Below are 14,228 nucleotides of genomic sequence, written 5' to 3'. Positions count from 1 at the left end.
GGGTCAGTCGCCCTTATACCTATCATCCTCATAGGTCTGTTTTTGTTCTTGCGTTTCTCACGGAGATAGAGCCACCTAAACGCAAGGTCTTGCTTGATACGACATTCAGAGGCACACGTATTCTCTATGAAGAGCTTGCTAAAGCGCATGTTGGTTATACTGGACATCAATTGCTGCTCTCACTCAATGGGAAATACGTATGGGGTACTGGTGAGAAAATTGAACCGAAATTCCGCAATACACTGCACTTTGTTTTGCCTGTTCACCCTGAAGACTTGCAGCATGTTATCGCCATTCGCCATCTCTCACCGATTGCATCGCACTCCACTCCACCAGATCCGTCTACACCGTTTGACGACATCTCGCGCTATGTTGTCTCGACCATGTATGGCAGAGCCATGTGGCTTTCGCCGAAGGAGATTACGCGCGAGGAATTTGTGCTTATCGGCGATTTTCTCGAGGCACATCGTGCTGAGCAACAAAAGCCTCTTTTCTACATTGACGCACCGGTCTATGCCGATCCCTCTCTCTTTGCACCACGCATCTATACCCAGAAAACCTCCAAAGGAGAGAGAGAAATTACCATTGCACTGAATGGTGAAGTCTCTTATCGACAAGATATACGAACAGATATACCATCTCGATTTGGTCAGTCTTTTGGTCAGTTGGACAGCACAACCAAGATTTTCTATGTGCAACTTGCGCCTGCAGACGCGGTGCTGCCATTGAAACTGACTAAAGAAGAAATTGAAGCCTTCACCGATGCGAACGGCAATCCCCTTCGTGCACGCTACCGCGTTGAAATTCTTCCACCTGAGATGCCGCCGTAGATTGCAGCAGATAAGCTCGGTAGAGATATTGCCTTAACGCAACTTAGCACCATCATGAAAGTTAGCCATTATGCTTCTGCGACTTTTTCTACAGCGGCAGGTAGTTCAATGAAAAATGTTGCGCCTCTGTCTTTGCCGTCCGATTCTGCCCAGATGCGTCCACCATGTCGGTCAATAATTTGGCGAGCAAGGTAGAGCCCCAGTCCCGTGGAATTCTCGCCACCTGTGGGTGTCGCGGAAAGTCGCTTGAACTTGCCAAACAGTTGCTTCATATCTTCCTCTGAAAGTCCTTGTCCTTCATCTTGAACAGAGATGCGTATGCAAGTGAGCGGCACATGCACTTTTTCTTCTTGCTTTTTACTTATTGTTTCTTGCTGTCTACTTTTGGCTTGTCTTTTTTCGCAGTTCGCTGTAATAGTCTTGCCTTCAGGTGAGTACTTGATTGCATTGCTGAGCAGATTTTCAAGTACAGATTGAATCAGAACACTGTCTACTTTTGCAAAACAATTGGGCTCAATGTGCGTTGTGATAGTCTGCTGCTTCAGTGCAGCTTGATGCATAAAGCGTGAAACAACTTGCTCTGTGAGAGATGAGAGGTTGGTTAAACTCTTCTCTAAGTTCTGCATCTGCTGCTCTATGTTGGCTTGCTCCAAAAATTCAGAAATGAGCCCGAACATGCGTTCTGCATTACGATAAATAACTTTGTTCATTTCTTTGACTTTCGCTATGTCATCGAATTCATCAATCAAATGCGAAAAGCCCACGATGGCTTGAAGTGGATTTTTGAGGTCATGTGCTGCAATTTCAAAGAGTTCAGTTTTGAAGGCATTTGCGCGTTGTAGCGATTCATTCGTCAGTGCAAGTTCCCAACTGGCTTCGCTGAGTTCGCGCAGCAGGCGGTCTGTATGCTGTTTTTCTTTGGCAAGGTGCTCAGCTTGCTTGCTAAGCTCGTGCAGCAGTTCTTTTTCTTTCTGGCGCAAGAGAAATTCGCGGGCAAAGTTTGCATAAGCAAGGCGAGACAGGAGCCATGCCAAAATCGCTGCTACTGAAGCGTTGATATAATGTGCACTGGCTGTTTGCGCATCGCTTTGCATCTCGGCAATACCCAAAAGCAGAGCGGTGTGTGGCATGCCGTATAGCACAAGGCTTGCACGCAGTGAATAATACTGTGTTGCTGCCAAGCCAAAAAGTGCGATAATGTAGACTGTGATTTGCCCGTGAATTTTCTGGTCCGAACTGCTCAGTGCAGCGCACCAGATCATCATAAAAAAAGAAAATACAAATGCCCAACGATACTGAACAGCAGGCGAAGCGGTTTTGCGATTGAAGAAGACCACCAGCAACAGCCAAAGTGCAAGCACACCTTCAAGAATAAAGTGTAGATACGCCAGTTGCTCATACCCTACACTTTGCCATACTCCATTTTGATAACGCTGCGAAAAATTCAGTTCAATCAGACCCACATGAATAATCATCAAGCCTAATGATAACACAATTGCGCGAGAGTAATTGTGTCTAGCAAGTTCGGCAAAGAATGCTGGTTGTAGTGTGTCAGGGATAGTAACAAAAAATGCCTGAAAGCGTTGCCAAAAGTGAGACACTTGCATAGTGCAGTAGTTAGTTTTGCTTTCTATGTTGCTTGACTGCCATGCTTACAATTGAAGAAGTCAATAAAAAATTTTTGAGCAGCACTCACTCCAATTTGACGATGAAACTACACTCCAAATTGGCCGTCACTTCTTCTCACAAGACACACCTGTCGGCAAATCAGGTAAAGCGATCTTGTGGTCTTTCTTGAGCGATGCTGTACTACTCGAAGCGCAAGGCTTCTATGGGGTCAAGTGAAGCTGCTTTCATGGCGGGGAAGAATCCGAAACCAATTCCAATAAGTGAGCAAATCACAAGTCCGATAATTGCCCAATCCCAAGGGAAAATCGCAGTAGCACTCACTGCAGCGGCTCCTAAATTGCCGCCAATCACACCCAGTAAAATTCCAAGCAAGCCACCCAGTTCAGAAAGAATGACTGCTTCAATGAGAAATTGCATGAGAATGTGACGCTTTTTTGCGCCAATGGATTTGCGAATACCGATTTCTTTTGTTCGCTCCGTTACCGAAACGAGCATGATATTCATAATCCCAATGCCTGCTGTAATGAGTGCAATAAAACTGATAATGAATGCACCGATTTTTACGACGCCTGCAATTTGATCAAATGTGTTGATCAGTGAATCATTGGAGTAAATTTCAAAATCATTTTCTTCATCGGCTTCTAAGCCGCGCACAATACGCATTGCCCCAATCGTTTTGTCTATGGTTTGCTCAAACTCGGCTTGGGACTTAGCTTGAATCGCCACATTAATTGTGCGGTTGTATTTGCCATAGTCAATGAAATAACGCGTGAGCGGAATCAGGGCAAGGTTATCATTGTTATTGCCAAACGAACTGCCTTTTGGCGCCAATATCCCTACCACACGATAGGTCTTGCCTCCAACTTTGATAAGTTTATTGAGCGGGTCATCAAAGTCGTTCGGGAAAAGCCGCTTCTTTAGGTCTTGTCCAATCACCACCACACTGCGAGCAAACTCCACATCTTCATCGTTCAGATTGCGTCCGGCTTCAATCGTATGCTGATTGACCGCTAGAAAATCTTTGTTGGTGCCCACAACAGAGATATTCGGATTTGTTTTGTAGCCAGCGTAAGTGCCTTGTTTATTGTTGTTAAAGATTTTGGGGCAGAATGCAGCGTATTGTCCTTGAATCAACTTTTCCAAACGTTGCACATCGTCGTAGGTAATATCGCGTCGATTAGCATATTTATCACTTACATTTCCGCCAAATATCTGAATGGAGGGATACTTTGCGACCTGAAAAGTGTTAGAGCCTAGGAAAGCTAAACCATTTTCAATTGAATTTTGTAGTGCCCCTACAATTGTCATCACCCCAATCACACTAAAAGACCCCAATCGTGATGCCAAACATCGTTAGTCCAGAGCGCAGCTTATTTGCGCCTAGCGAAACCATCGCCATTAAAAAAACCTCTGAGAAGCGCATAGTCTATTCGTTCGTGATGTTACTCATAACGCAAAGCGACCACAGGATCAAGTTTTGACGCTGAATAAGCTGGTGCAAATCCTGAAAAATACCAGTCAGAATAGAGGTAATCATGCCAATGAGTACCAAATTCAGCGAGAAACTCATCGGGAAATCAGGCGCAGTCAGCGCAATAAGTGCACTTAGTGCATAAGCGGTAAGCAGCCCAATCACACCGCCGACTAAGCAAATTGAGACCGCTTCAATGAGGAACTGCATCAAAATGGTGCGGCGTCGTGCACCTAAGGCTTTGCGCGTGCCAATTTCTTTTGTACGCTCTTTGACACTTACAAACGTGATGTTCATAATTCCAATTGCACCCACAAACAGCGATAGCCCTGTAATGAAAAGCCCAGCCAGCGCAATGCCCGACTTAATTGGGTCTATCGTACTTTTGAATGCCTCCTGTTCGTTGACACTAAAATCATCTTTCTGGTCCGGTAACAGTCCTCGCACACGTCGCATGAGCCCGATAAGCTCTTCTTTTGCATCTTGGGCACGTGTCTTGTCTTTAATTTTGACGCAAATGCGGTCGTTGGGCGTTACACCAAAGTATTTCTTAGAAAAGCCTAACGGGACTATAATTTGGGAGTCGAAACTGAAGAGACCCAAAAACTTACCTTGTTTTGCCAGCACCCCAATAATTCTTGCTTGGGCGTTGCCAATTTGAATCGTTTTGTCAATGGGTGATATGTTTGGAAACAGTGCATCTGCAATATCATAGCCAATGATACACACTGGTCGACCTGCAACAGATTCTGCACTGCTAAAGAAGCGCCCTTCGATTAGGTCGATTCGTGAGACCAGCGGGTATTCATCCGTTGTTCCCATAATAAATGCGCCTTGCACTTGATTTTCGCCAAACTTTGCATTCTTAACATGCACATTTTGCGGAACTGCTGTCACCAATTCTGTTTTGCGCGAGCGCTCAATCATGCGGTTGAGCTCATCAGCATATTCCACTTTGATTGGGCGACGGTTCCGATAGTTCCACCAGTCATCTACATTTGACCAGGGCCACTTTTGCACATAGAGCACATCGTAGCCAATTATAGCTAAGCTATTATCGAAGCCTTTGTCGATCCCGTTAATAGCAGTGCCCATCAGCGTCACGGCAAGAATGCCAATGATAACGCCTAGCGCGGTCAGAACCGAGCGCAATTTATTAGCCATAATTTGGTCGTAGGCAATTTTCACGCTCTCAGAAAATTCATAAAAAAATCGGCGCATAGCTCAGTTGTAAATTATGGGTTTAACGCTTCACTCGCTCACACTTTGGCAAATTCCATTTCGTCAATTAGCCTATCGCTTTCAATTAGTCCATCGCGCAGTCGCACGATGCGGCGAGCATGGCGAGCAATATCTTCTTCGTGCGTAACCACAATAATGGTATTGCCCTTTTCGTAAAGCTCTTCAAAGACGTTCATAATGTCGGCACTGGTTTTGGTGTCCAAGTTGCCTGTTGGTTCATCGGCAAGAATAATTGATGGATTATTGACGAGTGCGCGTGCAATTGCCACACGCTGACGCTGACCGCCAGAAAGTTCATTAGGTTTATGATACATCCGATCACCTAACCCGACGCTTTCAAGAGCTGCCATAGCGCGCTCACGCCGTTCTTGAGCAGGCACACCGGCATAGATCAGAGGCAACTCGACATTTTGAAGGGCAGTGCTGCGCGGCAATAGGTTAAAGGTCTGAAAGACAAAACCGATTTCTTTGTTTCGAATTTCAGCAAGTTCGTCGTCCTCCATCGTTGCCACATCTTTGCCGTTAAATTCATAGCGTCCTGAAGTCGGTGTGTCCAAACACCCTAAGAGATTCATCATAGTAGATTTGCCTGAACCCGATGGTCCCATGATGGCAACGTATTCATTGCGGTAAATCGAGAGTGAGACACCTCGCAAAGCTCGCACGATTTCCTCACCCATTCTGTATTCTTTCGTTACATCTTCAATCTGAATGACAAGTTTTCCGGTCGGTCGCAGCGTTCGCGGTTGCATAGTCTCTTTTGTGATTAAAAGTCTGTTGAAAACCTTTTGTAGCAAGATACAGCTACCTGCTTTGCTGAACAATTTTTCATGTTTGCCTGCTGTGGCACGGCGCTATGTAAGCGACTCATTGTGCAGCGAATTATGCCGCACTTTATTTTTTAGCGCCCGGGACTTCAAGTATCACCCTCGCGCTATCTTTGAGTTCGCGGCTAATGGCACGGTAACTTCCAGAGATGACTTCATCGCCAACTTTGATATCACCTTTTCTAATTTCAATGTAAGCATTGTCAGCGATGCCAGTTTCAACAGGCACCATTTGTACGCGGTCGCCTCTCTTGACGAAAACAACACGCAGGAGTTTAGCACGGTCTGCTTTTTCTTGTTGCTGGCGCATCTTTTCATTGATAAGTTCTGCGCTACCATCAGTTTGCCGCACTTGCTCTTCGCGTTTGCGTGAGAGTTCTTCAGCAGTCATACCGCTCTCGGATGCACGCACGGTTACGCTCTGAATCGGCACCGTCAGCACATCTTTTGCTGTGAAGGTTTCAATATCGGCATTGCCGCTCATGCCGGGACGCAGCAAGCCATTATGGTCAAGGATGCGGATTTTTACTTCAAAGTTTGTGATTTCTTCCTGTGTACCTAAACCTTTGGTTTTGGCAGCGTTAGCAATTTCGCGCACGACACCTGTGAATTTGCGATTGGGATAAGCGTCAATGCTCACGCGTGCCGTATCACCAATTTTGACATTGACAATATCATTTTCGTTGACATCAACGCGTATTTCCATTGTGCTGAGGTCGGCGACGCGCAAAATTTCTGTTCCCGCCATTTGAATCGAACCGACAACGCGCTCACCGACTTTTGCTGAGAGCACAGTGATTGTGCCGTTGATTGGCGCTGTTACAACGGTACGCGAGAGTTGCTCGCGAGCTTGTTTCAACTGGCTTTCAAGGCGCTGCACATCATAGATAGCCGCTTCAGCGTTGGCTTTGGCAACCTCCGCACTGGTTTTTGCAGCCAGATATTCTGTCTCAGATACCAATTTCTGTTTGAAGAGTTGTTCTGTGCGACGAAATTCTTCGGCTGTACGAAGTTCTTCAGCTTTGGCACGCAAGCTGGCTGCTTTTGCCGCACTCAGTGCTGCTTGCGCTTGATCGACCTGTGTGCGTGTCAGTTGAGGATTGATTTTGAAGAGAAGTTGACCGCGCTTGACTACATCACCTTCTTTGACCGGCAATTCTACAATCTCACCGCTAACCTCAGGCGAGAGTTTTACTTCTGTTTCCGGATAGACTTTTCCTGTTGCAGAAACAACCTGTGTAATGGTGCGAATCGCCGCTTTTTCCACAGTTACCACGATGGGCTTTGCCTCTTTCGAGCGCCCTGCAACAAAGAAAATCAGTAGTAATATCAGCACCAGACCTATACCAGAGGCAATCAAGATAATTCGTCTATTCTTCTTTCGCGAACTCCTTGGTGAGGATGGCGATGTTTGAGCGCCAGACTCTTTGGTCGTTTCGGGTGAAATTGTTTCCGTTGCCATAACCTGACGATTGAAGATGTGATAGTAAAGTTAGAAGGCATCGACATCGACTGTTCCCAAAAAGTATTCTAAGACCTTCTTTTGGAAAGTGAAGTTGAATAAGGCTTGAGCGTAATCAGACTGGGCGCGTACAAGTGCTGCTTGGGCAGTCGTAACCTCTACGAATGTGGCTGAGCCAACTTCATAGCGCTTTTGAACGGTCTCGAACGCTTGCTTAGCAAACACAAGCCCTTTACTTGAGCTTTCAAGTTGCTTGATGGCTGCATTGTACTCCCCAATGGCTTGTCGCACTTCAGTAACGACACGAATCTTTAAATCTTCATACTGCAGCTCTTGATTGCGATAGTTAATCAGTGACTGCTCTGCTCTCAAGTTTGTGGTAAAACGGTCAAAAATCGTCCAGCTTAGCTGCAGCCCTACGTTAAAACTAATTTGTTTGCCTAATTGCTCCACCACGCTGGGCAAAACAGGATTTGGGATTGTGTTCCCATCAAAACTTTGACGAAAGACATTAAACCCATTGGTAAAAAGATTGAAGTTTAGGTTAAGTGCCGGCAGGAAGGAACTACGCGCTTGTGTGATGGACCAAGATGTCGCAGTGAGATTTTCTTGTGCTGCCTTGAGGTCGGCACGCTGTTCTTGTGCCGACAAAATCAATTTGCTTTCATCTTGATACTCTGCACCGAGCAGTGCGGTATCAATTGGGGGGATTTCAAACTTATAGTCTTTCGCAGGATCTAAGCGAATTTGACGAATCAGTGCGAGCTTACTATTGCGCAGGGTATTTTCTGCACGAATTACCGCAAGCTCATCAGTTACTGTTTGCGCTTCTTGTTGATAGAGGTCGGCAATGGTGCGTGCACCTAAACGGGCTTGTTCACGAAGTTGACGCAGACGTTCTTGCGAGGATTTTAAGTTCTCCTGTGCAATGTGCAAGAGTTCTTGATTTAGAAGCACTTGCAAATAGCCTTGCGCCACGCTGAACGCAATATCTTGCTTTGCACGCTTCAAACTGTAGCCTGCTCCTTCTCGAGCATGAATGGCATTTTGCAATGCCGCTTGGTCAGCAAGTCCGTTGAAGAGATTGAGCGAAGCGTTTAAGTTAAAGCCAATGGAGGTTGTTTGCTGACCAAAAAGTGGAAAGATGACCTGACCACCAGGCAATGTGGTTGGGTTGATGCGCTGATTAGAGTTAATCGGTGTATAAGTTGTCGAGATAGTTACCGCTGGCAGAAATTGTCCATAAGCCTGCAGGAGTTGTGCGCCAGTTAGTTCATATTGATTTTTGGCTTGCAGTGTGGCAATTGCGTTATCAATTGCTATTCTAATTGCCCTCTCAAGTGTAAGCGTCTCCACAGTATCCAGCGCAGAATTAGTCTGAGCGAGCACTAAAGCCGAGCTAAAACACAGGTAACAGGAAACAGCAAGTAGCAACTTTCCCATGATGAATGGTGAGTTTAAATTCTGGCTTTGCAATCCAAACTACTGAATTGAACCAAGTCTCAGTTGTGCAAAGTATGCAACTTTGTGATAAAACGCACATCTAAACGGTTAGCACAGGCTGATGTTTCAAAATAGTGCGGTAAAACCTCTAAAAAGTCCTATCTGAAGCTAGACACTATCTAATCTTACTCAGACTCATCAGAGCGTCTGTTACTTCATCTGAGCACGCAAGCCATTGATGATGATATTGAAAAGCAAGGCATTGTGAGGCTCTTTCTGTGCAAGTGCTTCATAGACCTTGATTGCTTTTGCAAATGCCCCTTGCGCCACGAAAATCTCAGCCAGTTGTCGGGTTGGCACTTTGATCTCTTCGTCGTCATCAAAAGGTTTTCGCTGCTCGGAAAGAGGTGTTGGGTCATTGGTTTCTTGCACAGGCGGGGCTTTGAATTTGGATAGCTCTGCTGCCAGCACTTCAATTTCATCGACACTTTCTTTTGAGTCTTTGAGCGCAGGTGCAGTCTCGCCGACAAGCACAGGCTGTGATTTGTCTAAGGTCTCGCTTTTCAAGACATTCGTTACATGACTGATTTGTGCTCGATTTGCATGCTCATGCTCCGATGCTCTATTCTCATTTGACTCAATAGCATTTTGTGCTTTAGCCCCCTCAGCTGCAGGCGCTGCTGATGTTGTGTTCTCTGTTTTACTCTGCTCTTCTCCAAACGAAAGGCGTGAGAACACCTGCGAGAGTTTGGCACGGTCTAAGGATACTTTGGGCGTGTCAAGTTCAATTACAGGCGGTTCTTCTTTTTGTGCAGGAATCTCTGACAGATCAAGCACGCTATCGTATTTCGGCGGTTGTTGTACCTCTGGGATAAATGAAATTTCAGGGATTTCTTTGATTAGCGGGTTTGGTCCAAATTCGCCAACAAATAAGCCTTTCTCATCAAAGATATCTGCCTCAGTTAGCAATTTTTTCTTCTACGGCTGGCGTGTCCTCTTTGGGCGGTTCAGGCGCTTTAGCCTCTACTATGGTCTCAGGGCTTGAGTGTCTTGCACTATGTTCCAGCTGTAGTTGTGCCGCTGTGCCTGCATGGTCTTTTCCTGCATGGTCTTTTTCGTTTGGGTCCGCATCAGACACTTGTGGCAGCACTGACGGCTGTGTTTGAGGCGTGCTCACTACATCTACGGCTGGGGTCGATAGCGGCGGTTCCGTTTCAGCAGGTTTCATAGATGCAAAACTTGGCAATGTACGTGCATGCTTTGACTTGCCTGTGCTGGCCGCAACACTTGCATGTTGCAGCAGTCTAGAGGCTTGCAGACGTAGCAAATCGCGCACAGCCACTTCATTTTGAGGAGCTAACATACAGGCTTTCTCAAGCAATGTCTTGGCTGTAGCGATGTCGCCAGCAGCATGGTAGGCACGTGCCAAAATTACATTGAAACGGTAAGATTTGCGGTAATCAGGCTCAATGGTACGCAAGTGTGCAAGTGCTTCTTTAGCTTTACCTTGCTGCAATAAAATTTCTGCAAGGCTTAGCGTCGCTGAAGGCTGTGTCTTTGCACGCTCTAACAGCACTTGTATTTTTGCGGCAGTATCGCTCTCTTTTAAGGATTTCATCCGCTATGCGCCTCGTATTTGAATTTGTCGCCTATTCGAGAAAATACAACCTCATTTTTCATTCGTCAAGAGCCAGCAAGGCTAAAGCGTTTCCTTACCTTGCTGCCTCCGCTGGGCTATTGCGCTACACATAAACTTTCGCTGAGTATGGTTTCTTTTCAACTAAACGAAACACCGGAATACGGTTCATAAATTCATTTTCATATCCGACAGCCGTCATGAAAAACTTCATTTTTTCTTGCGCACGCTTCTCTTCAGAAAGCGTCGGATTTTTCTCAATGAGTTTCTCGTAAATCTCTTTGGTGCGCGGCAAATCAATCAAATTGTATTCATACTCTGTGATAAAATCTTTCTCAAAGCGCAATTTGCCCGTCAGGTAATTGTCAAAATAATTCCAATGTGCCAAGCTATCATCCGAATCTGGCTCAAGCAGACCTGCAAGCACATTTGCTGCGGGCTGATTCATCGGCACAATGAAATCGCCCGGCTCAAACGTTCGCTCTGTTTGCACACGCAAGACGTTAATCGTGACTTCCCGATGCCCCTGAAAACATTGCTCTGAGACACGAATATCTTGAACATCAAAATACTCTATTGTTGCCTTGAAAGCGCTAAGCAATTCTTCAACGGCAATGCCATGCAACATCAATTTCTCAATGATGCGCCGCTCCGACTTTGGCAAGAGATATGCCAGCGGACGTGCTACACTGCGCACAGGCGTAAATTTCCCGAAGTAGGGCGCATGATAGATTTTTTTGTTTTGGTCGGCACGTAATACACTGTGCCATCGCGGTGCTTCTTTTCCTTGACAACATAGCCAATTATAGCATAAGGCTTTTCGAAGGCTTCCTTGGCAACATCAATGGCAATCAAATTTTTCTTGGGGTCGTAATGCTCGCCCAGTGCAATCGTCTCTTTTGTGCACTCACGTACTAAGTTTTTAATGTGCGCTGCATGGCGTGCCGTGTATTCGAGATTTTCTCGCATAAAGTGATACGCCGCTCTGATACGTCGCTCGAATGAAATGTAGGAGTAGGTTTCCATCAAGATGGCAATGCGGTTTTGCAAGCCGCCATAAGCCGCACCAAAGCGTGCATGATGCGAATAGGTCGCCCAGCCTTCCTCAGGCTTGCGGAAATTAACAAAGTCGCCGTAGTAAAACATCTCAATTCCCGTATCGCGCTTGATTTTTTTGGCAATGGCAGGCAGCATTTCATCACGTGTAAAATCAATCAGCTTTTTAGGAGCATTTGGATGCTGCGGAAAGCCAAACGTAAGATCGTAACCATGCCGTGAGCCGTCCGTTGTGTGCCCATCGATAATCACATCCGGTTGCCAAGCCACATACAGGTTTTTGATGAGGCATGCGGTTTCTTGGGCTTCGATTTTCATGTAATCACGATTAAGGTCTAAGCCAATAGCATTGGTGCGGATACCGACGCCGTTTTCAGGTCCCACTTGTGAGAGCCGATTTGCCTCGCTGAATCGTTCGTTACCATCAGCATTGTAGAGAGGGACAACAAGAATGATAAGTTTATCGAGCAATGCATTGAGTTCGCCCAGCACAATGTCGCGCATTAAAATCATGGATGCTTCTTTTGGACAGACTTCGCCTGCGTGAATGTTGTTTTGCAGCAGTACAACGGGCTTGTCGGATTGCACGGCTTGCAGCGGCGAAAAAATTTGCGGACGCGAAAAGACCGCAAGCCAAAGCTCTCGCCCTTCAGTGGTTTTGCCGAATGTGTGCAGCGTCATTTCATGCGAAAGCGCTCGGAGCTCAAAGAGAAAATTTTGGACGTCGGCGTATGTGGAAGTGGATTTGAAGTCTGTTTTTTCAGCCACAGAAAGTAGCGCCGACGAGAGTTTAGCACCGTTTTTTTTCGCCGAACCGATGCGCGTAAAGTACGATGCAGTTTTGCTAGAGCGTTTTGGCATAGCGTTTCAAAATAGCGTGTTGTGAATTTTTCAACATGTTAAGATACGCCTTTCGCGTACGCTACAAAATTGGTTAATTGGTTATTGTTATTTTGCAACGTAACTTTATGCCCAAAGTGCCATCATCTTCGGGGTGCTAATTGTAGGCAATAACAATTGGCTGAGAACACACCCGAGGAACTTGACGCAGGTAATACTGACGCAAGGAAAGATGAGGCGAAGCCATCTTGCATTTCTCACGCTGTCTGCTTCCCTGCTTTGCTTGCGCTCAACTTATTTTCAACTATGAATACTTACACACGTCTTCTGACGATTGCTGGTTCAGATTCGGGTGGTGGTGCCGGCATTCAAGCTGACCTGAAAACCTTTTCTGCTCTGGGCTGCTACGGCATGTCGGTCATCACTGCGCTGACGGCACAAAACACGCTGGGCGTTACAGCCATTCACAGTGTGCCTACAGCGTTTATTGCCAGACAAATTGATGCCGTCGTCACGGACATCGGCGTCGATGCTGTCAAAATTGGCATGTTAGCCACGTCCGAAATTATTGAGACCGTAGCCGAGCGCCTCGGTTTCTACAAGCTACAACCGATTGTCCTCGATCCTGTGATGACTGCCAAAAGTGGCGATAGACTTTTGGAAGAAAGCGCTATTGTTGCCTTGCGCAACGCTTTGCTGCCACTTGCAACTGTCATCACGCCAAACTTACCTGAAGCTAGCATTCTCTTAGGGCGCCCGATTCAAAGCGCCGATGAGATGAAACAAGCCGCAAAAGACTTGCAGGCACTTGGCGCAAAACATGTGCTCATCAAAGGCGGTCATTTAGAGACTGCTCACAGCCGTGATTGCTTGCTAACTGCCGATGGCGCAACTCACTGGCTTGATGCCCCTCGCATTATGACCAAAAACACACATGGTACAGGTTGCACACTCTCTTCTGCTATCGCAGCATACTTGGCAAAAGGCTTTGACATTGCCGAAGCAGTCAAATTTGCTAAGGCGTATTTGACAGGCGCACTTGAGCATGGCGCAACCTACACACTTGGCAAAGGACATGGACCTGTACATCACTTCTACAAACTCTGGACAAACTAACCTTATGTCATACACACATGAACTTTGGCGCACCATTGAGCCTATCTACACCGAGATTCTCAAACACCCATTCAATCAAGAACTTCAATCGGGTGTGCTGCCGCAAGAAAAAATTTCAGTTCTACATCAAGCAAGATGCTCTCTATTTGATGGATTTTGCTAAAGCCTTAGCTGTCCTTGCTGCAAAAGCACGCAGTGCCGAAGAGATTGTCCAGTTCATCAAGTTTTCAGATAACGCTATTGTGGCTGAGCGTAGTTTGCATGAGTTTTACTTTTCGCTCTATCGCACTTCACTTGACCTAAGCTATTCACCTTCGTGTTTTTCTTACACGAACTATATGCTTGCTACAGCTGCACTGCGCAGTTATGAAGAAGGTGTTGCCGCACTGCTGCCATGCTTTTGGATTTATCGTGAAGTTGGCAATGCGATACACGCACAAGCCAGCGCGCAAGCAAACTATGCACAACATCCATACAAGAAGTGGATTGATATGTACTCAAGCGAAGAATACAGCGCGCTTGTAGAGCAGATGCTTACGCTGACCGATAAAATTGCGGAACATACAACACCGCATACCAGAGCACTCATGAAAGAAGCATTTGTCTACTCTTCACGCTTAGAGTGGCTTTTTTGGGATAGCGCGTATCGTCTTGAGCAATGGTTTCCTACATAATG

General features: G+C 46.1%; 10 protein-coding genes, 3 pseudogenes and 1 riboswitch. Of the genes and pseudogenes, 3 read left to right on the top strand and 10 right to left on the bottom strand.

What is annotated here, in order from left to right; genetic code table 11:
• Nucleotides 1-89: 89 nt before the first annotated feature.
• Entirely contained in the window at nt 90-830 is a 741-nt protein-coding gene (locus CMR00_01645; protein PIO49068.1) for a hypothetical protein, read from the top strand.
• Between the two features lie 68 nt (nt 831-898).
• Here CMR00_01645 and CMR00_01640 read toward each other — a convergent pair whose 3' ends face one another.
• The 10 genes and pseudogenes from CMR00_01640 to CMR00_01595 all read right to left on the bottom strand — a co-directional run bounded on the left by CMR00_01640 (nt 899) and on the right by CMR00_01595 (nt 12,457).
• The gene (locus CMR00_01640; protein ID PIO49067.1) at nt 899-2,437 is read right to left on the bottom strand and encodes a hypothetical protein; all 1,539 of its coding nucleotides are present in this window, start codon (nt 2,435-2,437) and stop codon (nt 899-901) included.
• A gap of 202 nt (nt 2,438-2,639) precedes the next feature.
• A pseudogene (locus CMR00_01635) lies at nt 2,640-3,882 on the bottom strand (ABC transporter).
• Nucleotides 3,883-3,901: 19 nt separating this feature from the next.
• Nucleotides 3,902-5,151: pseudogene (locus CMR00_01630) on the bottom strand (ABC transporter).
• A 38-nt stretch (nt 5,152-5,189) separates the two neighbouring features.
• Entirely contained in the window at nt 5,190-5,924 is a 735-nt protein-coding gene (locus tag CMR00_01625) for a macrolide ABC transporter ATP-binding protein (protein PIO49116.1), read from the bottom strand.
• A gap of 142 nt (nt 5,925-6,066) precedes the next feature.
• Complete coding sequence (locus CMR00_01620) at nt 6,067-7,461, bottom strand: efflux transporter periplasmic adaptor subunit (protein ID PIO49066.1); 1,395 nt, start codon at nt 7,459-7,461, stop codon at nt 6,067-6,069.
• 30 nt (nt 7,462-7,491) lie between these two features.
• Nucleotides 7,492-8,904, bottom strand: a complete 1,413-nt coding sequence (locus CMR00_01615; protein PIO49065.1) for a hypothetical protein — start codon at nt 8,902-8,904, stop codon at nt 7,492-7,494.
• Nucleotides 8,905-9,114: 210 nt separating this feature from the next.
• The gene (locus CMR00_01610; protein PIO49064.1) at nt 9,115-9,873 is read right to left on the bottom strand and encodes a hypothetical protein; all 759 of its coding nucleotides are present in this window, start codon (nt 9,871-9,873) and stop codon (nt 9,115-9,117) included.
• The gene (locus CMR00_01605) at nt 9,863-10,522 is read right to left on the bottom strand and encodes a hypothetical protein (protein ID PIO49063.1); all 660 of its coding nucleotides are present in this window, start codon (nt 10,520-10,522) and stop codon (nt 9,863-9,865) included. Before CMR00_01605 ends, CMR00_01610 begins: the two co-directional genes overlap by 11 nt.
• A 124-nt stretch (nt 10,523-10,646) precedes the next feature.
• On the bottom strand, nt 10,647-11,237 hold the full coding sequence (locus tag CMR00_01600; protein ID PIO49062.1) for a hypothetical protein: 591 nt from the start codon (nt 11,235-11,237) through the stop codon (nt 10,647-10,649).
• Nucleotides 11,225-12,457: a hypothetical protein gene (locus CMR00_01595; GenBank protein ID PIO49061.1), complete on the bottom strand. Its 1,233-nt coding sequence runs from the start codon at nt 12,455-12,457 to the stop codon at nt 11,225-11,227. Before CMR00_01595 ends, CMR00_01600 begins: the two co-directional genes overlap by 13 nt.
• A 119-nt stretch (nt 12,458-12,576) precedes the next feature.
• A riboswitch (TPP riboswitch) is annotated at nt 12,577-12,682 on the top strand.
• A 60-nt stretch (nt 12,683-12,742) separates the two neighbouring features.
• Here CMR00_01595 and thiD point away from each other — a divergent pair.
• Together thiD and tenA are read left to right on the top strand one after the other, a co-directional pair.
• Nucleotides 12,743-13,552, top strand: a complete 810-nt coding sequence (thiD, locus tag CMR00_01590; GenBank protein PIO49060.1) for a bifunctional hydroxymethylpyrimidine kinase/phosphomethylpyrimidine kinase — start codon at nt 12,743-12,745, stop codon at nt 13,550-13,552.
• A 4-nt stretch (nt 13,553-13,556) separates the two neighbouring features.
• Nucleotides 13,557-14,226: pseudogene (gene tenA / locus CMR00_01585) on the top strand (thiaminase II).
• The last annotated feature ends 2 nt before the right edge of the window (nt 14,227-14,228 follow it).

The sequence above is a fragment of the [Chlorobium] sp. 445 genome, from assembly GCA_002763895.1.
Lineage (GTDB): Bacteria > Bacteroidota > Chlorobiia > Chlorobiales > Thermochlorobacteraceae > Thermochlorobacter.
Note: the sequence above shows the minus strand (reverse complement) of the source record. Positions and strands in the feature narration are given on the sequence as shown.